17 protein-coding genes are annotated in these 19,953 nt (G+C 64.9%); 9 read left to right on the plus strand and 8 right to left on the minus strand.

Annotated elements, in window-relative coordinates; all coding sequences use genetic code 11:
- The first annotated feature begins 2 nt into the window (after positions 1–2).
- Genes I6H87_RS27600 through I6H87_RS27615 form a run of 4 tightly spaced genes read left to right on the plus strand, consistent with a single transcriptional unit; the run spans position 3 to position 4,518 of the window.
- On the plus strand, positions 3–1,070 hold the full coding sequence (locus I6H87_RS27600; protein WP_328706765.1) for a CaiB/BaiF CoA transferase family protein: 1,068 nt from the start codon (positions 3–5) through the stop codon (positions 1,068–1,070).
- A 12-nt stretch (positions 1,071–1,082) separates the two neighbouring features.
- Positions 1,083–1,982 carry a 3-hydroxyisobutyrate dehydrogenase gene (gene mmsB / locus I6H87_RS27605; RefSeq protein WP_011617453.1) on the plus strand — a complete coding sequence of 300 codons (900 nt, stop codon included), beginning with the start codon at positions 1,083–1,085 and terminating at the stop codon, positions 1,980–1,982.
- 24 nt (positions 1,983–2,006) lie between these two features.
- Positions 2,007–3,506: an aldehyde dehydrogenase family protein gene (locus tag I6H87_RS27610; RefSeq protein ID WP_011617454.1), complete on the plus strand. Its 1,500-nt coding sequence runs from the start codon at positions 2,007–2,009 to the stop codon at positions 3,504–3,506.
- A gap of 58 nt (positions 3,507–3,564) precedes the next feature.
- Positions 3,565–4,518: a tripartite tricarboxylate transporter substrate binding protein gene (locus I6H87_RS27615; protein ID WP_011617455.1), complete on the plus strand. Its 954-nt coding sequence runs from the start codon at positions 3,565–3,567 to the stop codon at positions 4,516–4,518.
- 146 nt (positions 4,519–4,664) lie between these two features.
- Here I6H87_RS27615 and I6H87_RS27620 read toward each other — a convergent pair whose 3' ends face one another.
- Both I6H87_RS27620 and I6H87_RS27625 read right to left on the minus strand, forming a co-directional pair.
- Positions 4,665–5,840, minus strand: a complete 1,176-nt coding sequence (locus I6H87_RS27620; RefSeq protein WP_010810229.1) for a M20 aminoacylase family protein — start codon at positions 5,838–5,840, stop codon at positions 4,665–4,667.
- A 7-nt stretch (positions 5,841–5,847) separates the two neighbouring features.
- Positions 5,848–6,846: a Bug family tripartite tricarboxylate transporter substrate binding protein gene (locus tag I6H87_RS27625; RefSeq protein WP_010810230.1), complete on the minus strand. Its 999-nt coding sequence runs from the start codon at positions 6,844–6,846 to the stop codon at positions 5,848–5,850.
- A 114-nt stretch (positions 6,847–6,960) separates the two neighbouring features.
- Between I6H87_RS27625 and I6H87_RS27630 the strand changes: the two genes are divergently transcribed.
- Together I6H87_RS27630 and I6H87_RS27635 are read left to right on the plus strand one after the other, a co-directional pair.
- Positions 6,961–7,872 (plus strand): LysR family transcriptional regulator, encoded by a 912-nt coding sequence (locus I6H87_RS27630; protein ID WP_041688156.1) that lies wholly within the window; start codon positions 6,961–6,963, stop codon positions 7,870–7,872.
- 172 nt (positions 7,873–8,044) lie between these two features.
- The gene (locus I6H87_RS27635) at positions 8,045–8,848 is read left to right on the plus strand and encodes a BPL-N domain-containing protein (RefSeq protein ID WP_011617457.1); all 804 of its coding nucleotides are present in this window, start codon (positions 8,045–8,047) and stop codon (positions 8,846–8,848) included.
- 39 nt (positions 8,849–8,887) lie between these two features.
- Here I6H87_RS27635 and I6H87_RS27640 read toward each other — a convergent pair whose 3' ends face one another.
- The 4 genes from I6H87_RS27640 to I6H87_RS27655 are packed head-to-tail and all read right to left on the minus strand — an operon-like array spanning position 8,888 to position 14,411.
- Positions 8,888–10,618: an acetyl/propionyl/methylcrotonyl-CoA carboxylase subunit alpha gene (locus I6H87_RS27640; protein WP_011617458.1), complete on the minus strand. Its 1,731-nt coding sequence runs from the start codon at positions 10,616–10,618 to the stop codon at positions 8,888–8,890.
- Positions 10,619–10,645: 27 nt separating this feature from the next.
- On the minus strand, positions 10,646–12,289 hold the full coding sequence (gene pxpB / locus I6H87_RS27645; RefSeq protein WP_011617459.1) for a 5-oxoprolinase subunit PxpB: 1,644 nt from the start codon (positions 12,287–12,289) through the stop codon (positions 10,646–10,648).
- 27 nt (positions 12,290–12,316) lie between these two features.
- Positions 12,317–13,129 carry a putative hydro-lyase gene (locus tag I6H87_RS27650; RefSeq protein ID WP_010810235.1) on the minus strand — a complete coding sequence of 271 codons (813 nt, stop codon included), beginning with the start codon at positions 13,127–13,129 and terminating at the stop codon, positions 12,317–12,319.
- A gap of 28 nt (positions 13,130–13,157) precedes the next feature.
- Positions 13,158–14,411 (minus strand): MFS transporter, encoded by a 1,254-nt coding sequence (locus I6H87_RS27655; RefSeq protein WP_010810236.1) that lies wholly within the window; start codon positions 14,409–14,411, stop codon positions 13,158–13,160.
- A gap of 335 nt (positions 14,412–14,746) precedes the next feature.
- Between I6H87_RS27655 and I6H87_RS27660 the strand changes: the two genes are divergently transcribed.
- Entirely contained in the window at positions 14,747–15,415 is a 669-nt protein-coding gene (locus I6H87_RS27660; RefSeq protein ID WP_010810237.1) for a GntR family transcriptional regulator, read from the plus strand.
- A gap of 108 nt (positions 15,416–15,523) precedes the next feature.
- Here the strand turns inward: I6H87_RS27660 and I6H87_RS27665 are convergent, their stop codons facing one another.
- Complete coding sequence (locus I6H87_RS27665; protein ID WP_051398573.1) at positions 15,524–16,423, minus strand: GntR family transcriptional regulator; 900 nt, start codon at positions 16,421–16,423, stop codon at positions 15,524–15,526.
- Positions 16,424–16,687: 264 nt separating this feature from the next.
- Between I6H87_RS27665 and I6H87_RS27670 the strand changes: the two genes are divergently transcribed.
- Both I6H87_RS27670 and I6H87_RS27675 read left to right on the plus strand, forming a co-directional pair.
- Positions 16,688–17,812, plus strand: a complete 1,125-nt coding sequence (locus I6H87_RS27670) for an NAD(P)H-dependent flavin oxidoreductase (protein ID WP_010810239.1) — start codon at positions 16,688–16,690, stop codon at positions 17,810–17,812.
- An 83-nt stretch (positions 17,813–17,895) separates the two neighbouring features.
- Positions 17,896–18,492: a DJ-1/PfpI family protein gene (locus tag I6H87_RS27675; RefSeq protein WP_011617461.1), complete on the plus strand. Its 597-nt coding sequence runs from the start codon at positions 17,896–17,898 to the stop codon at positions 18,490–18,492.
- Between the two features lie 29 nt (positions 18,493–18,521).
- On the opposite strand, the gene I6H87_RS27680 is transcribed toward I6H87_RS27675, so the two are convergent.
- The gene (locus I6H87_RS27680; protein ID WP_011617462.1) at positions 18,522–19,901 is read right to left on the minus strand and encodes an FAD-containing oxidoreductase; all 1,380 of its coding nucleotides are present in this window, start codon (positions 19,899–19,901) and stop codon (positions 18,522–18,524) included.
- Between the last annotated feature and the right edge of the window lie 52 nt (positions 19,902–19,953).

Raw genomic sequence — 19,953 nt, forward strand, 5'->3', positions numbered from 1 at the left:
GCATGATGCTGGCCGACAACGGCGCGGACGTCATCCGCGTGGCGCGGCATGTACCGGCCTGGCGGCAAGGCATCATGGATGCGAGCAAGGACGTTCTGGCACGCTCGCGCCGCGTCGTGCACCTTGACCTCAAGACGCCCGAAGGTGTGCGCGAGGCCCGCGCGCTCGCACGCGACGCGGACGGCATTGTCGAGGGCTACCGCCCGGGCGTCATGGAAAGACTCGGGCTTGGCCCTGAGGTCTTGCTGGCTGACAACCCGCGGCTGGTGTACGGGCGCATGACCGGATGGGGCCAGGACGGGCCCCTCGCACAGCGCGCCGGGCACGACATCAACTACATCGCGCTGGCCGGTGCATTGCACGCCTTCGGGCGCGAGGGCGGCAAGCCAACGCCACCCGCCAACCTGGTCGCAGACTTTGGCGGCGGCGGCATGTTGCTTGCGTTCGGCATGGTCAGCGCCATCCTGCATGCACGCGCCACGGGGGAAGGTCAGGTGGTGGACTGCGCCATGCTCGACGGCACCGCGTTGCTGATGAGCATGATGTGGTCGCTGCGTTCCGCCGGTGTGTGGCGCGACGAGCGCGGTGTCAATCTGCTCGACACCGGCACGCATTTCTACGAGACGTATGAGACCAGCGATGGCAAGTACATCGCGATCGGCGCGGTTGAGCCCGAGTTCTATGCGCTGCTGCGGGAAAGGCTAGGTCTGGCCGACGACCCGGACTTCGACCGCCAGCGGGACCCGAAAGCCTGGCCGGATCTCAAAGCCAGGCTTTCCACGATCTTCAAGACCCGCAGCCGCGACGAATGGTGCCGCATCTTCGACCCCACCGATGCCTGTGTCACCCCGGTCCTTTCGATGAGCGAGGCGCCCGATCACCCGCACGCCCGCGCGCGCGGGGTATTCACGACCATCGATGGTGTCGTGCAGCCCAGCCCGGCTCCGCGCTACTCGCGCACCGTGAACGATGCACCCAGGATGCTTCGCCCTCAACAGGACGATCGCGATGCGATCCGCCCCGGGCGTCGCACCGCACTGTGCGCAAGCGAACCGGCAACCGATAGCTGAGGGGTAAGCGAAATGAGCAGAATTGCATTCATTGGTCTTGGCAATATGGGCATGCCCATGGCCCTGAACCTTGTACGTGCGGGCCACGACGTGCAGGGATTCGATATCTCGGAAGCCGCACTGGCCGGCTTCGCCGGACAGGGGGGGCAATCGCAGCGCAGCGTGGCAGCGGCTGTCGATGGCGCATCGATCGTCATTTCCATCGTGAGAAATGCCGATGACGTGAAGAACCTGTACTGCACCGCAGGCGGTGTCCTGGACGTCGCCGCGCCGGGAGCCCTGCTGATCGAGAGCTCAACCATCGGACCCGCCGCCGCGCGTGCTGTCGCCGCGGAAGCGGCGCAAGCCGGCTTTGCGATGTTGGATGCTCCCGTGGCCGGCGGCCAGGCTGGCGCCCGCGAAGCGCGGCTGACATTCATGGTCGGCGGCGCGCGCACGGCCTTCGACCGCGCTGAGCCAGTCCTGCGCCAGATGGGCGCCAGAATCTTTTATGCCGGGGCCAGCGGCAATGGCCAGATTGCCAAGCTGTGCAACAACCTGATCGCCTGCGTCAGCAGCGCGGTCGTCTCGGAAGCCTTCATCCTGGGCAGCAAGCTCGGCATGGACTATCAGACGATGTACGACATCATCACACAGTCTACCGGCCAGTGCTGGACCCTCTCGCACAACTGCCCGGTGCCGGGCCCCGTGCCGTCTTCGCCCGCCAGTCGCGATTATGTCCCTGGATTTGCGGCGGATCTGATGCTCAAGGACCTCTCCCTCGTCGCGTCTGCCGCCAGTGAGGTTGGCGCCGCGACACCGTTTGGCGCCAGGGCCATCCAGCTGTACCGGCAGCTAAGCGAATCTGGCCTTGGCGCCCGCGATTGGACCGTAGTTGCCAGGTTGATCGAAAACAGCGCTTCTCTCAATTAATGCTGCATAGCCCAGGAGACCTCTGTGTCAGCTAACCCCCTCCATCCCAATCTCAACGCGGAAGATCTGGCCCTGGCCCTGAGTGGGCACAATTTCATCGACGGCGAGCTTGCGCCCACACGCTCGGGCAGGACGTTCGCCGTGATCAATCCCGCCACCGGCCGCAAGATCGCGGATGCGCCCTTCAGCGTTGCCGATGACGTGGATCTCGCCGTCCATGCCGCGCAGCGCGCCCAGCGCGAATGGGCCGATACACCGGCGCGCAGGCGCGGCGCCCTGGTCATTGAATGTGCCCGGCTGCTGGCCTCGCACGTCGAGGAGCTGGCACGGCTTGTGACACTCGAGACCGGCAAGGCGATTCGGACCGAAAGCCGTCCCGAAGCGGAAGGTATCGCCGACATGCTGCAGTACTACGGCGGCCTGGCCCCGGAGCTGAAGGGCGAGACCGTGCCCCACCGGCCGGATGTCCTGACGCTCACCGTGCGGGAACCGCTCGGCGTCGTTGGCGCGATTTTGCCCTGGAACGCGCCAATGTACATCCTGGCGATGAAAATCGGACCCTCGCTCGTGGCCGGTAACACTGTCGTGGTGAAATCTGCCGAGGAAGCACCCCTGGCAGTGTTGCGCGTGTGCCAGATCCTGAGCCAGGTGCTGCCCAAGGGTGTCCTCAACGTGGTTGCCGGCTATGGCCCTGAATGCGGCGCGCCGCTGGTCGCGCATCCCGGTGTGCACAAGGTCACTTTCACCGGCTCCGTGGAAACAGGCAAGATCATCTACAAGACAGCGGCCGACAAGCTGATCCCCGTCACGCTCGAGCTTGGCGGCAAGAGCCCGATGATCGTCATGCCCGACGCTGACCTGGATCAGGCTGCCGCCGGCGCGGTGGCCGGCATGCGGTTCACCCGCCAGGGCCAGAGCTGCTCGGCCTCCAGCCGGATGATCGTGCACGAGTCGGTGCATGACGCATTTGTCGGCAAGGTGAAGGCGCTGGTCGATGCCATGAAGATTGGCGATCCGATGGACGAGGCCACGGACATCGGCACTATCATCTCGCCAGCCCAGTACGACAAGGTGTGCGGATACATCGAAGCGGGACGATCCCTGCCCGGCACAACCGCGGTGGAATGCTCGACATTGCCAGCAGACCTGGCGCTGGGAGCCGGACTGTTCATCCGCCCTGTGATGTTCACCGGCCTGACCAATGATAGTAAGCTGGCGCGCGAAGAGATCTTCGGTCCGGTCGTCTGCGTCATGAAATTCTCGAGCTACAGGGACGCGTTGGCGATGGCCAACGACACAGACTACGGCTTGACGGCGTCAGTCTGGACCCGGGATCTGAAGACGGCGATGGATGCCAGCCTGAGGCTTCAGGCCGGCTTCGTCCAGGTAAACCAGAATCTCGTAGCCCAGCCTGGCCTCTCGTATGGCGGCTACAAGAATTCCGGCTTGGGCAAGGAGGCATCGCTTGAGGCAATGCTGGACCACTTCACACAGATGAAGACCATCCTCGTGAATCTCGCATAGCACCAGCGGCGCCGCAGGCGCCGCTCTGCCTCAGAAAATCATTAAGGAGACACCGGTCATGAAAAATTCGATCGCGCTGCTGTTCTGTGCATTGGTCACCACAGTCTCGATGCCGTCTCACGCCAATGACAGCACGACGCCCCGTCGCCTCATCGTTCCCTATACCGCGGGCGGAGGCAGCGACACGCTTTCCAGGGCAATCGGCCAGAAGCTTTCTCAGGTACTGGGCGAACCTGTTGTCGTTGAAAACCGGCCCGGGGCAAACGGCTACATTGCCGCTGGCGTTGTCGCCAAGAGCCCACCAGACGGCCGTACCTTGCTTGTCGGCGGCAATGCGCTGATTATCGGGCCGATGTTGTACTCATCGCACAAGCTTAATGCGTTGAAGGATTTCACTCCTATTTCCAGTCTGGTCAGAGTGACTCTTGTACTGGTCAGTAGTCCGGGCCTTCCGGCCAACAATGGCCGAGAATTTGTCCAGATGGCGCGAAAAGAGAAAGGCCTGAGCTACGCCTCGCCGTCGCCGGGCATCATGTTTGCGACCGAGCAAATCAAGGCGCTGGCCGGTTTCGACCTGATGCGCGTGTCGTACCGTGGCGCACCGGAAGGCTTTATCGATGTGACTTCTGGAAGGGTATCCGTGATGTTTGACAGCGTTGCCGCGGAGCTGCCAAACATCAGATCGGGTCGCGCCAAGGCTCTTTTGGTTACCGGCGAAAACCGCCACCCTCTCCTTCCGGACGTACCGACGCTTGCTGAATCTGGCATCCCAGGCTACGTAGAGGACAACTATATCGGCATACTTGGTCCGGCCGGCATGGATCCGCACGTCGTCGATACACTGAACGCCGCATTGCTCAAGGTCCTCCGAGACCCTGAATTCAAGGCCTTTGCAGAAAGGCTGGGATTTCTCCCTTCACCTGCATCTCCCAAGGCCTTCCGGGATATGCTCGGCGCGACCACAACGCGGTACCAACAGATTGCCAATCAGCTCGACCTCAAGCCGGAATAGAGAAGCCACATGCATTGGTGCGAATAGCCTGACGTGTCTGTCCCCGGGCACATCGGCTCGGGGCCGCGCTGGGCGCAAGCCGTGCGGCCCCGAAATCGAGCAGCATTTCGACGGTCGCCAGACAGTTCCAGGGGGATCGGTGGCGTTTAGTCCACGAGGAAACGTTCGCACAGCAGGGCCCAATACGCCGCACCGACAGCAATGTTCCCATCATTGAAGTCGTAGCCGGGATTGTGGACCGAGCAGCCTCCGGCCTTTCCGCCTTCGCCGTTTCCAAGCCACAGGTAGCAGCCAGGCACGGCATCCAGCATGAAGGCAAAGTCCTCACTGGCGGCAATGGGCGACGCCTGGCAGTTGACGTGGCTCGCGCCCAGCAAGTCCAGGGCGACCTGGCTTGCGAACGCCGTTTCGGCCGGCGTATTCACCAGGACTGGATACCCGCGCTGATAATCGACCTGCGCCGTGACGCCATAACTCTGCGCCTGCGCGGATACCAGGTCCCTGACACGCTGCTCGATCCGCTCTCGCACATCGCGGTCCAGTGCGCGGACACTCAGCCTGAGCACGGCGTGCGAGGGAATGATATTGGAGACGGTACCGGCCTGGAACGCGCCCACGGTAATGACCGCCGCTTGCAGCGGATCGACATTGCGCGCCACGATAGTCTGCAAGGCCATCACGATGGAGGCGCCGGCCACGACAGGGTCGGCCGCGTGGTGCGGGATCGCCGCATGGCCGCCGACGCCTTCCAGCGTGATGGTGACGTTGTCGGCCGAAGCCTGCGCCGCGCCCTCGCGCAACAGCAGACGGCCCGATGCGGTGCCCGGTACGTTGTGCATGGCGAAGACGGCATCGCAAGGGTACTTCCTGAACAGTCCGTCCTCCATCATCTTCTTTGCACCGCCCAACCCCTCCTCTGCCGGCTGGAAGATAAGGTTCAGGGTTCCGCTGAAGTCGCCGCGCCGGGCGAGGTACTTTGCTGCGCAAAGCAGCATGGTGGTATGCCCGTCATGCCCGCAGGCGTGCATCACGCCGGGATGGCAGCTGGCATAGGGGAGCCCTGTGGCCTCCTCCATCGGCAGGGCATCCATGTCGGCGCGAATGCCAAGGCTGCGGTTGCCCGTACCGCGTCGCAGCCGGCCGACGACCCCCGTTGTCCCCAGCCCGCGCTCGACCTCATAGCCCCATTCGGCGAGCAGGCTGGCCACCATGTCGCTGGTGCGGTGTTCCTCGAAGCCGAGCTCCGGATGCCGGTGCAGGTCACGGCGAACTGCTACGAACTCTTCGGCGCTGTCCCGCAGCGCGGCCAGGATGGGATGCATGTCGTCCTTATTGCGGCTGCAAGCCGATGGCACGGGCAATGCCGCGGTATTGTTCGATGCTCTGCTGATAGGCCTTCTGACTTTCGGCAAGCGACACCGGCTTGGACGCAGGCAGGTTCGCGGCATCCAGGCTTGCGCGCACCGAGGGGTCGGCCAGCGTATGCACAATCGCGTTGTGCACCGCCTGCACGACAGGCTCGGCAGTGTCCTTCTTCACGAAGATGCCAGCCCAGGTTGAATAGTTGAAGCCTCGCAGCGCCTTGCTCTCATTGACGCTGGGGACCGACTTCACTGCCTCCACTCGCGTAGGCGACAGTACGGCCAGCATCCGGACCTGGCCGGTGCGCATGCGTTCGATGTCAGGCTTGCCAAATGGCGAGATGAAGATATCGACGATTCCGCCAACGAGGTCCTGGATCACGGGCGCGCCGCCCTTGTAAGGGACGTGAGTCATCGGCGCTCCGATGGTTTGGGACATGTGCGCCCCCAGGAGGTGATAGAGCGAGCCGATGCCGACGCTGGCGTACGTCAGTGGTTTGCCGGCCTTGGCTGCCTGCGCGGCATAGGCGGCGAGTTCGTCGACATCCTTTACCGGCAGATCCCTGCGCACCAGGATGGCAAGATCGACAGTGCCGACCATATGCACCAGCCTGAAATCTTCGCTCCTGAATTTGATTGCGGCATTGGCCAGCGGCGTAGTGATGAGCTCGCCGGGCCCTGCCTGCAATAGCAGGTGGCCGTCGGCCGGTGCATGAAGGACCTTCTGCGCGGCAATCGCGCCACCAGCTCCCCCGAGGTTCTCGACGATGACTGGCTGCCCGAACTGCCGGGCCAGGGACCCGTTCAGGTTCCGGGCAACAACGTCGGAGAGGCCGCCCGCCGGGAACGGCACCATCAGCGTTACCGGCCGGTCAGGAAAGCCGTGTGCCGGCGCCAGCCCTGCAAAAAGCAGTGCTGCAACCAGGCCGCCGAGCCAACGGCGGCCAATGTTCTTGAATCGGGTCATGGCGGTCTCCTCAATGCGTGTTCTTGTGGAATCGGATCGTAAAGCGCCGTCCGGCATGCGTCCAATGCATTATCGGTCTAAAATTTATTCAAAAATCTCATCTATAAGTGCGCAATGCATCTCAAACATCTCAAGCATCTGCTGATGGTGGCGGATATGGCGTCCTTCAGCCAGGCGGCACAACGCCTGCACCTGACCCAGTCCGCGCTGAGCCGGAGCATCCAGACGTTGGAGGACGAACTGGGAGGCCGCCTGATCGACCGGCACGGCAAGCGCAATGTGCTGACCCCATTGGGGGAGCTGACTGCAAACCGGGCCCGGCGCATCGTGTTCGAGGAAGCGGAACTGCACCGCAGCGTCGAACTGTTCCACCACCACCACCTGGGTGCCATCCGCGTCGGGCTGGGCGCGGGGCCGGGCGCAGTGCTGGCGACGCCGTTTCTCCGATACATGGCCAGGCACCATCCCGGCATACAGGTCAGCGTGTCGCTTGGTACTTCCGATGCGCTGATGATCCAGCTGCGTCAGCGATCGCTTGATGCAGTCATCGTGGAGGTGAGCAGCGTGGCGCCAGCAACGGACCTTCGCCACGAACTGCTGAACGCGTTGCAGGGCCGCTTTATCTGCCGCACAGGACATCCGCTTGTGCAACAGGCTGCCGGCGGAGACGCCGTATCGTTTGACGATGTCATGCGTTATCCGCTGGCTTCCGCCCCGCTCAGCACGGAAGTCGCGCGCAACCTGGTGAAGCGCTTCGGTCCACGCGCGGATCCGGAGCATTGCCTTAGCCTCAGGTGCGAGAATGTCCGGAGCCTGGTCGAAGCTGTGCTGGATTCCGACGCGATACTGTTCAGCATCGTCGCCGCAGTGCGTGCGGAGATTGCCGCAGGAAAACTATGCGAACTGGTCACGACCCCAGCGGTCGATGATGGCCCCCGCTATGCCTCTTTCACCCTGGCGGGGCGGACCGAGGCGCCCAGCATGGAAATATTCCGGAAATTCACGGACGAGCATTTGCGTGACTAGCCGCCAGGCGAGCTGTTCCCGATCGGCAGCGTTATGCTTGAATCCATTCAGGGCAATGATGTGCCTTGTCGATGCACAATAAGAGTTCCTTGGATCACCCAACCTCCACTCCGAGACCGGTACCGGAGCCGTCCCGTGAGTTCCCGTTCCTTATTCAAAAGCGGATGCCGGTATGCCAAGGCCCCAGATCCTGACCTATGTCGACGCCGGCGCTTCCGACTGGACCGCATGCCTGATGCGGACCATCGGGCACCAACTCCACGCCAGCACCTACGAGAACCGTGCGGTGATGGCAGACGACATCCGGCACGACGCCACGCTGTTCGATGGGGCGGTGCTGTTTGTCTTGCCGGGAGGCGCCGACCTTCCCTACTGTGCAATGCTGAACGGTGCCCCGAACGCGCGCATCCGGCGTTTCGTCGAACAGGGCGGCGTCTACCTCGGGATTTGCGCGGGCGCTTACTACGCATGTCGGGAACTGGCGTTTCACGCCGGCACCAGGGGCGCAATCTGCGGCCCGCGCGAGCTGTGCTTTGTCGACGCCGTGGCAGTGGGCTCGCTGCCAGAACTGACTGACGGCATGCTGTATGACGGCACGCCGCGTACCACGGCCGCGGTGAAACTGCGCACCACGGACAGCCTGACCGATGTCCCGATGTCGCTATACACCCACTACCATGGCGGCTGCCGCTTTGACTTCGGCGACGCTCCCGGCGCTGACACGCAGGTCCTGGCCGTCTATGCGGATATCGATGGCACGCCGCCGGCCATCGTCAGTTCACGGGTTGGCAAGGGCCGCGCGGTGCTCGCCGGCGTCCACCTTGAGATCTCCGAGCGGGAGTGCAAGGATGCGCTGCGCGGACACAGCGATATGCGTGAACACCTCCATGTCTGCGACCGGCTGGCGGAGACCGGCGATACACGCCTGGCGGTGTTTCGCCGGTTGCTGGCGCACGCGGGGCTGGTGCTGAACTGAGCGGCGCGCCCTACCCTTTGGCCGGCATTCTTAGTGAATTCACACAATGTTGACCAGCCGCGTCCCCGCCGTCAGGAACGTGCCTGCGGCCGCCTGCCACGTTACGCGGCCGCCGCGATGAGCATGGACTTGCATCTCCATCTTCATGGCTTCCATCACGGCGATCAGATCGCCTTCCTTGACCTCGTCGCCAACTGCGACCTTCCAGGTCTGCACGGTGCCGGCGATCGGGGATGGCAGGTCGGCCGGGTCAGTAGCGGCGGCCTGGGCCGGCGCCGCGGCGCTGCCTTGCCCGGGCGCGTCGGCGAGGCCGCGCAGCAGCTGCGCCGGCAGCCCCAGCACCATGCGGCGGCCGTCGATCTCGATGGCGGTGCGCAACAGGCTGGCATCGTGCCGGGGCTCGGCACGGGTGGCCGCTGCCAGCGGTTCGGCGAAGTCGGACTCGATCCAGCGCGTGTGGACCCTGAAGCCATCCGCGCCGAGGAAATCTGCGTGGTCGATCACCGCACGGTGGAACGGCAGCACCGACGCCACACCCTCGATACGGAACTCGCGCAGCGCACGGCGTGCGCGCGCCAGCGCCTGTTCGCGCGTGGCACCGGTCACGATGAGCTTGGCCATCAGCGAGTCGAATGTGCCGGGGACCACCGAGCCCGACTGCACACCCGAGTCCACGCGCACCCCGGGGCCCGACGGAGCTTCGAAGGTCTGCACCGGCCCGGGCGTGGGCAGGAAGCCGCGGCCCACGTCCTCGGCGTTGATGCGGAACTCGATTGAATGGCCCAGCGGCGCCGGGGTTTCGGTAATGGAGAGCGGCAAGCCATCCGCCACGCGCAATTGCTCGACCACCAGGTCCACGCCGGTGGTCTGCTCGGTCACGGGGTGCTCCACCTGCAGGCGGGTGTTGACCTCCAGGAAGGAGATCGCGCCGCTGGCGCTGAGCAGGAATTCCACGGTGCCGGCACTGGTGTAGCTGGCCGCCGCGCAGATGTCGCGGGCGGCGGCGTGGATACGCGCGCGCTGCGCGTCGGTCAGGAACGGCGCGGGGGCTTCTTCGACCAGCTTCTGGTTGCGGCGCTGCAGCGAGCAGTCGCGCGTGCCCAGCACCACGACATTGCCATGCTGGTCGGCCAGTACCTGCGCTTCGATATGGCGGGGCTTGTCGAGGAACTGCTCAACGAAGCATTCGCCGCGGCCAAAGGCAGTGACAGCCTCGCGCACGGCGGAGGCGTACAACTCCTCCACCTCATCCATGCGCCATGCGATCTTCATGCCGCGGCCGCCGCCGCCGAAGGCTGCCTTGATGATGATCGGCAGGCCGTACTGCTCGGCAAAGGCCAGTACCTCACTGGCATCCACGACCGGGTCGGGCGTGCCGGCGACCAGCGGGGCGCCAACCTGCAAGGCGATCTTGCGCGCTTCCACCTTGTCGCCCAGCCGCGCAATCGTGGCGGGAGACGGGCCAATCCAGACCAGGCCGGCATCGATCACGGCCTTGGCAAAGGCTTCACTTTCCGACAGGAAGCCGTAGCCTGGATGCACGGCATCTGCCCCGCTGCGCCGGGCGATATCGAGCAGCTTGGGAATGTTCAGGTAGGTGTCGGCCGGACGGTCGCCATCCAGGCCGTAGGCCTCGTCGGCCAGCCGCGCGTGCAGCGCGTCGATATCAGCATTGGCATACACGGCCACCGACCCGACTCCGTAGTCGGCACAGGCGCGGATGATGCGGACGGCAATCTCGCCACGGTTGGCAATCAGGACTTTCTTCATCGCAAATCTCGGTTGGGGCTTGTGCGCTCAGGCGGCAGACGATCGCTGCGCCGACAGTTGCAGTTCTGACGGTTGAAGTTCTTCGAAGGCGCCGAGCGGGTTGAAGCGCAGCCAGGCGCCAACCGGAATCTGTCCGGCGCGGTCCAGGTGGTAAGGCGCCACGGCCCCGATCACGGGGTAGCCGCCGGTCAGCGGGTGGTCGGCCAGGAACAGCACGGGTTGGCCGCTTGGCGGCACCTGCAACGCACCCAGGGCGGTGCCCTCGCTGGGCAGCTCGCCGGTGATGGCGCGCTCCAGCGGCACCTCGCCGGCCAGGCGCAGGCCCACGCGGTTGGATTGCGGGGTGACTTGCCAGCGCTGCGCAGCAAGGCGCGCCACGGACTCCGCAGTGAACCAGTCGGTGCGGGGACCGAGCACCACATCCAGCACGACGTCCTGCTCCACCGTGGGCAGATCGGCGGCAGGCAACCCGGGGGTGCCCACGACGGCGCCGGCCGGTGCGGGCAGCAGGTCCAGCACATCGCCCACGGCCAGTGGCGCGGGACCGACCTTGGCCAGCGAGTCAGTCGCACAACTGCCCAGGACCGGCGTGACGGCAAACCCGCCGCGTGCTGCCACATAGCTGCGGGCGCCGGCAAGAGGCTGACCGATGCTCAGCGTGTCGCCATCGGCCAGCGCCACGGCCTGGTGGTTCGGGACGCTCCATTGGCGACCATCGGCAGTGCGCACCGTCAGCGCCGCATCGGCGCCAGTGACAGCCAGCACGGTTTCACCCACGCTCTGCAGTTGCAGGCCGCCGCCCACGGTCTCGAGCGCCGCGCCGTCGCTGCGGTTGCCGACCAGGCGGTTGGCCATCTTGAGGGCGGCCTGGTCCATCGCACCCGAGGCCGAGACGCCCTGCCCCGCCTGGCCGTGCCGGCCCAGGTCCTGGAACACGGTCTGCAGCCCGGTGGCCCTCACCTTCAGCGCCGCGGCAGCAGCCGCCTTGTCCGTCGGCAACGGCTGGCGCGCCGGGGCGCCGGCGGCGATGGCGCTGCCCGCATCGAGCACGCCATCGAGCGTGGCGATGTCGATGAAGCGCACGCGATAGCCGGGCTGCAGCAGCGCAGGCTGTTCGCGATTCAGGTCCCACATGGCCACGGGGGTAACCCCGATGATCTGCCAGCCGCCCGGGCTGGCCTGCGGGTACACGCCGCTGAAGGTGCCAGCCAGGCCCACGGCGCCGGCGGGAATACGCGTGCGCGGCGTACTGCGGCGCGGCACGTCGAAGCTGGGATGGCCGCCGCTGAGATAGGCAAAGCCTGGCGCAAAGCCGGTAAAGGCAACGGTGTATTCGCTGCCGGTGTGGCGGCGCACCACTTCCCTGGGCGTGATGCCAAGCAGCTGGGCCACCTCGGCCAGGTCCTCGCCGTCATAGCGCACCGGAATCTCGACCAGGATGTTGCTGCGCTCGACGCGCTGCGACAGGTCGCGCGCGGCGATGGCCGATACCAGCGCGGCGGCGCTGATGGCCGATGGGCGGAAGTGAACGAGGATGGTGCGCGCGGCGGGCACCAGCTCCGCCACGCCGTGCACGGGATCGCGCTGCAGCGAGGCCAGCAGGGCCAGGGTCTGGTCCAGGTCGGCCAGTTCCACCAGCAGTGCATTCGAAGTGACGGGCAGAAAACGCAAAACGAGCTCCGCAATGACCCGGAGGTCCTAGACGTGATACGTGCTGTCTGGCACGTCGGTAATGAACATGTGGCCCGGCGCATGCGTCACGGCGAACGGCACGCCTGACGCCATCACGGCCGCCTGGGGCGTGACGCCGCAAGCCCAGAACACCGGGATCTCGCCCGGCTCGATACGCACGGCGTCACCAAAGTCAGGCCTGGCGAGGTCGGCAATGCCCAGCGCGGCCGGATCGCCGACATGGACGGGCGAGCCGTGCACCGACGGGAAGCGTCCGCTGATGGAAACCGCATCGGCAACCCGATGCGCAGGGATGGGCCGCATGGACACGACCATCTCGCCATGCAGGCGGCCAGCCGGGCGACACTGGCGGTTGGTGCGGTACATCGGCACGTTGGAACCGTCGGCGATATGCCGCACCTCGATGCCTGCCTCTTGCAGCGGCGTCTCGAAGGTGAAGCTGCAGCCGATCAGGAAGGTGACCAGGTCCGGGTGCTCAGTCCACAGGGGCGTGGCATCCGCCACCTCCTCCGCCAGCTTGCCGTCGCGCCACACGCGATACAGCGGGATATCGGTGCGGATATCGGCCCCTTGCGCCAGCACGGTCTGCTGTGCACCCGCTTCGATCACGTCGAGCACGGGACAGGCCTTGGGGTTGCGTTGCGCGTACAGCAGGAAGTCCCAGGCCCAGTCGCGCGGCAACGCGATCATGTTGGCTTGCGTCATCCCCGGTGCAATGCCGGCGGTAGGCTGTACCGTGCCGGCACGGTAGCTTGCGCGCGCTGCGCGCGCGGCGTTCACGGCGGCGATGCGGGTGCGTTCCAGTGCGGAATCTTGCATGCGTGTTGCTCCAGTGTCTTGGATCAGATCAATGCGCGGCCTCGGCCCCGGCTTCGGCGAGCAATTCGCGCCCTTGCGTTTCCGGCAACAGCAGGCAGGCGATAACGACCAGCCCATAGGCGCCGGCGGCGAGATAGCCGATGGCAACCCCCAGCGACATCGATGCGCTCATATGCCCGATCATGGCCGGGAATATGGAACCGACCGCACGGCCAAAGTTGTAGCAGAAGCCCTGGCCGGAGCCGCGGATATGGCTCGGATACAGCTCCGTCAGGTAGGCCCCCATCCCCGAGAAGATCCCGGACAGGAAGAAACCCAGGGGGAAACCCAGCACCAGCATCGCGGCGTCGGTGATCGGCAACTGCGTATAGCAGATCACGAGGAAGGCCGCGCTCACCGCAAACAGCATGAAGCAACGCCGGCGCCCCAGGCGGTCGGACAGCCAGGCGCTGGTCAGGTAGCCGGCGAAGGACCCGGCGATCAGCACCATCAGGTAGCCGCTGGTGTTGAGCACGGAGAGATTGCGTTCCATCTTGAGGTAGGTGGGCAGCCAGGTCGTCACCGAATAGTAGGCACCTTGCATGCCGGTCGCCAGCAGGCTTGCCAGCACCGTCACGCGCAGCACGCCGGGCTTGAAGATCAGCATGAAGTTATTGCTTTGCCCGGTGCGGGCCAGCTTGGCCCTGGTTTCCTGATACACCTCGGGCTCGGAGATATTGCGGCGGATATACAGGATAAAGACCGCCGGCAGCACGCCGGCCCAGAACAGCACGCGCCATGCGTATTGCTGCTCGAACACGGCATAGACCGCCCAGAATGCAATCGCCGACAGGCCCCAGCCGATGGCCCAGCTGCTTTGCACCAGTCCGACCGCCTTGCCACGGTGGCGGGCCCGGATCATCTCGGCGATCAGCAGGGAACCGACTGACCATTCGCCGCCAAAGCCCAGGCCTTGCAGCATGCGGGTCAGGAACAGTTGCTCGGGGGACTGGGTGAAGCCGCTCAGGAACGTGAAGAAACTGAACCAGAGCACGGTCAGCTGCAGGATCCGCACGCGACCATATTTGTCGGCCAGGATGCCGGCCAGCCAGCCGCCGATGGCCGAGCTGATGAGCGCGCCCGTCGCGATGTAGCCAGCCTCGGCCTTGGTCATGCCCCACACCAGGATGAAGGTGGGGATCATGAAGGTGTAGATCATGTAGTCGAAGGCATCGACCCCATAGCCGACGAAGGCGGCAAAGAGCGTCTTGCGCTCCGCCTGATTTGTTTCTTTAAGCCACATGGTTGCGCTCACTATGGATAAGGACAAAGCGTGGACAAGGCTCGTCGCGATGTCTTCACGACGAAGTTCCGGTAGCGAGCAAGACCACTAAGACAGCGGCCCCGCACCCCAGCCGCTGTTTAGCAAAACACATGCCATGTTCATCTATCTGCACGTATGACTCAACCACCGTGACATATTGTTGAACAATATTGGCTGAGGTTCGATTCTCGTATACACCTAAGTCACGTCTGCAGGGCAGACTTCGCACCAATCTTGTGCCTATTGTTCAACAAAGTGAGATAACATCGCCGCACGGGGCATGCCTGAACCTGTCGCCCCTGACGCAAGCCAACATGACATCCAGTACTGACGTAAGAAACCTGGCCGAGCGGGTCACGGAGCAGATTCGCCAGCGCATCGTGCATGGCGAATTCGCGCCCGGGCAGCGCTTGTCGGAAGCCGCGCTTAGCGAGAGCCTGCAGATCTCGCGCAACACCTTGCGCGAGACCTTTCGCGTGCTGACCAAGGAAGGCCTGCTCAAGCACGAACCCAACCGCGGGGTATCCGTGGCAATTCCCAGCATTGCGGCCATCATCGACATCTACCGCGTGCGCCGCATGATCGAGTGCCAGGCCATCGCCCAGGCCTACCCCAGCCATCCAGCCAGGAAGCACCTGCGCGAAGCGGTGGAAATGGGACTGCGCTGCCGCGACAGCGGCGACTGGCAAGGCGCGGGTACCGCCAATATGGAGTTCCATATGGCGATCGTGGAACTGGCCGACAGCGAGCGGCTGAACGTGATGTTCGCCCACCTGCTGGCCGAGCTGCGCCTGGCTTTCGGCATGCTGCAGGATCCCGAATTCCTGCATGGCCCATATGTCGAGCTGAACCAGCACATCCTGCAGTTGTTCGAGGCGGGCAAGCTCGCAGAGTGTGCCGCAGCCCTCAACGACTACCTGGTGCAGTCCGAGCGCATCGTGCTGTCGGTTTGCGCCCGGCACCCGATTTTCAAGGGGCGTTGAACGCCGGTGCGGCGCATCCATGCATAGCTGCTGCACGCCGAGCCGCAATGGCCCCCGCCTGCTCAAGATGCGGAGCCATGCATTGTCGTCGGTAAGGCGCCAGTGTCCTCACTTCACGGCAAGCGTAAACGGCAGCAGCAGCGCATTCACAAGCAGCAAGCCATAGACGACCACCGCCGCCGCCGGGATGGCGAAACGCGTCCGATCCTGTGCGCGCGCGGCACGGCGCGTCCACAGGAACCCCGCACCCATCACGACCAGTCCTGAAAGCAGGCTCTCCACGGCAAGGGCTGCCGGATGGGACTTGTCCGGGCGGCTGTTCTTGTTCTCGGCAACGGGAGGCGCTGTGGCTTGCCAGACAGGCAGCGTTTCAACAGCCGGAGCCGTCGGCCGTGTTGGTTCGACGGGTTCCGGTCCAGCCGCCTCGGCAAGCGGCTCTGCCGGCGGCGGCTCTTCTTGCACGCGCTGCGTCGGCGCAGGGATCTGCGTTGAGGTCTGCGAGCCCTGCGCGGAAGACACCGCAGGCGGCGGTGCCGCCTCCTGGCTGGCGGGTGGCGACACCGCCGTTGCTGCTTGATTCGCGGAGTCGGACCGGCCCGGTGCGATTCGCATCGAATCCCGCTCCCGCCAGAATTTCGCGAACATGCTTTCCAGGCAGCGCACCGAGCCGCACGCATCGCGCCGGCCGCGCCACGCCGCGATGTCCGAGTCCAGGATCCTGCCCTTGCGCAGCATCCTCTGCTGCTCGGCGTAAATGCGCTCGTAGCGCTCTGACAGCCTGGGGGAATCGCAGATCAGATGCCGCGGGCGCGCCTGCGGACCGGCCTCGTCCGTCGCAAGGCTGCATCTCACCCCGGAGCCATCCGGATTGTTGCAGCGTACGGGGGATTCGCGCGCAATTGGCTTGCAGACGATGTCAGAGGCCCACGCGCCGCTTGCGGCAGTAAGGCCCGCTGCTACACCCACGGAGACAATGGTGGCCAGGCGCCCTGTGATCCTCTTCATCATGATGCCCCATCAAAGCGGCCCAAGGCTTTCAAGCTAGTCGATAGTTGCCGGGTATTCCAGGCACGCAATGCGGGGCGCGCGCGGTAAGCCACCTTGCCCGGCACCGACAGGTCCGGATGCGTCGCGCGATGAACAATGCATTGCGAAGCCGCAGCAACTTCTCACGCCGCGAGATTTCATGGCATTCTCGATACCCTCCGACACAGCCTCGCCTTCGAAAATTTCCCGAGCGGAATCATGCACATCAAAGCGAAAGAGACTCTCATGGACACTTCCAGGCCTTCCAGCCAGCGCCGCAACCTTTGTTCGATCCTGGGCATTTCCACGCCCATCATCCAGGCGCCCATGGCCGGTGTCAGCACAGCGGCCATGGCTGCAGCCGTGTCAGAGGCCGGCGGGCTGGGCTCGCTCGGCGTCGGGGCAATGGATGCCGAAGCGGCGCGAAAGACAATCCGCGAGACACGAGCGCTGACCGGCAAGCCATTCAACGTCAACCTGTTCTGCCACGCCCCCGCCAAGGCCGATGAGGTGCGCGAGCAGGCCTGGCTCAGCTACCTTGCCGCCCAGTTTGCCGAGCACGGCGCGACCACACCCGCCAGCTTGCGCGAGATCTACAGGAGTTTCGTGGCCGACGACGCCATGTTCCAGATGCTGCTGGAAGAAAAGCCAGCGGTTGTGAGCTTCCATTTTGGCCTTCCCGCCAAGCAGAAAATTGACGCGCTGCGCGCGGCCGGCATTGTGCTGCTGGCCAGTGCAACGTCCCTGCATGAGGCCCGCCAGATAGAGGCCGCCGGCGTGGACGCCATCGTCGCGCAAGGCATTGAAGCTGGCGGACACCGCGGCGCCTTCGACACCGATGGCTACGACGAAGGCCTCGGCACGCTGGCTCTGGTGCGTCTTCTGGTGCTGGGCACGAAACTTCCGGTGATTGCCTCGGGCGGCATCATGGACGGGGCAGGCATTGCCGCGGTACTGGCTCTCGGGGCAGAAGCCGCCCAGCTTGGCACCGCATTCGTCGCCTGCCCGGAGTCATCTGCCGATGCCGCCTATCGCGCGGCGCTGACCGCGCCCCAGCCGCGCGCGACCACGCTCACCCGCGCCATATCGGGCCGCGCGGCCAGGGGCTTCACCAACCGGCTCACGGCACTCGGCGCCGCCGCCGACGCACCTCCGGTGCCGGACTACCCGATCGCCTATGACGCGGGAAAGGCGCTTCACGCCGCTGCCAAGGCCGCGGGGAGCGCTGAGTACGCGGCGCAGTGGGCCGGGCAGGCAGCGCCGCTGGCCAGGTCCCTGCCGGCCGCGGAGCTGGTGGCGCAACTCAGGTCGGAGCTCAGGCAAGCGATCCTGCGCATGGCGACGTTTGCGGACCCGCAGGACGCAGCCTGAGCGTATCTATAACAATTATTTGAATGTACTGACTGCCGGCTCTACGATGGCGCAACCCAACGTCGCCACTCCCACGAGGCCCCATGCATATCGCCATCCTGACCTTCGAAGGCTTTAACGAAATCGACTCGCTGATCGCGCTCTCCATCCTCAACCGGGTCAAGCGGCCCGGCTGGCGGGTTTCGATCGCCAGTCCGGCGGCCAAGGTGCGTTCGCTGAACGGTGTGGTGATGGAGGCGCAAGCATCGTTGGAGGACGCATGCAACGCGGACGCTGTGCTGGTGGGTAGTGGGATACGAACCCGGGAAGTCGTCGCCGATACCGCGCTGATGTCGCAACTCCGCTTCGACCCGACGCGCCAGTTGTTGGGCGCGCAATGCTCGGGCACGCTCATACTAGCCAAACTGGGCTTGGTGAACGACGTTCCGGCCTGTACGGACCTGATCTCCAAGCCATGGGTAGTGGAGGCAGGCGTGGCTGTGCTCGATCAGCCGTTTGTCGCCAGGGGAAACGTTGCAACCGCCGGCGGATGCCTGGCGTCGCAGTACCTGGCCGCCTGGTTCATCGCCCGTCTGGAAGGCGTCGAGGCTGCACGCAACGCGATTGACTATGTGGCGCCAGTGGGCGAGAAGGTGGCCTACGTGACGCGCGCGATGGCGAACATTGCGCCGTTCCTCTGATGTGCGCCCCGGTCGAGCCGGCGCGCCAGCTAAGCCTGTAGCCGCAATTCCTGCAGCAGCGTCGGTACCAGCTCCGACACCGTCGGATGGATGTGCATCGCGCGGCTGATGGTGGTATAGGGTGCCTTGGCATACATGATGTCGAGCAGTGAGTGAATCACCTCGTCGCCGGTCACGCCGAGGATCGCGGCGCCCAGGATCATGCGGGTATCGGCGTCGACCACGACCTTCATGAAGCCCTGGCTCTCGCCCTTCTCCACGGCTCGCCCGACGCGGCTCATGGGGCGAGAGCCGACCAGCAGCCTGCGTCCGGATTGCCGGGCTTCTGCTTCCGTCATGCCGGCGCGGCCGAGCGGAGGGTCGATGAACATGGCATAGGCTGCGATGCGGTCCGTCACCTTGCGGGGATCGTTGTCGAGAAGGTTGGCAGCGACGATCTCATAGTCGTTGTACGACGTATGCGTGAACGCTCCGCGGCCATTGCAGTCGCCAAGCGCCCAGATGCCGGGGACATTGGTGCGCAACTGTTCGTCTACCTGGATATAGCCGCGGGCGTCGGTCTCCACCCCCGCCTGGTCCAGCCCCAGGTCCTCCGTGTTGGGCACGCGCCCGACCGCCAGCAGCAGGTGCGAGCCGTGGACGTCGCGCGCCCCGTCCGAACAATCCAGCCCGACCGCAATGTGGTCGCCTTCCCTGCGCGCGCTCAGGCAGTTGGCATTGAGCCGGATTTCGATCCCCTCGCGCTCCAGGATCTCCAGCACCGCCTGCGACACATCCTCGTCTTCGCGCTGGATCAGGCGCGAGCCTTTTTCGACAACGGTCACCCTGGCCCCAAAACGCCGGTACATCTGGCCAAACTCAAGGCCAATGTAGCTGCCGCCAACGATGATCAGGTGCTCCGGCAGGAAATCCACCTCCATCATGCTCGAGTTGGTCAGGTACGGCACCTGGTCCAGCCCGGGCATGGGCGGAACCAGGGCCCGGCCGCCGACGTTCACGAAAATCCGGTCAGCTTCCAGCAGTTCGCCGTTGACCCGCACGCTATGCGCGCTTTCAAAGCGGGCATGACCTTGATACACCGTGACGTTCTCCAGCCCGCGCATCCACTGTTCCACACCGTTGCTGGAACGGCCGGAGATCTCGTCCTTGCGTGCCTTCACCTGCTTCATGTCGACGGCGACCGGCCCGCCGATGGTCACGCCGTACTCGGCAGCCCGCCGCGCCAGTTGCGCTGCGTACGCGCTTGCGATGAGGGTTTTGGTGGGAATGCAGCCGGTGTTCACGCAGGTGCCGCCAAAACGCGCGCGCTCGATGACGGCCGTTTTCATGCCCGCGCCGGCCAGCCGCGCAGCGAGTGCGGGACCGGCTTGTCCGGTGCCGATGATGATCGCGTCGAATCCTTGAGCCATCACGATTCTCCTTGCCTGGTATCGCAAAGCCACAAGGTACTTTAGATGGTGC

Source organism: Cupriavidus necator, from assembly GCF_016127575.1.
Classification (GTDB): Bacteria; Pseudomonadota; Gammaproteobacteria; order Burkholderiales; family Burkholderiaceae; genus Cupriavidus; species Cupriavidus necator_D.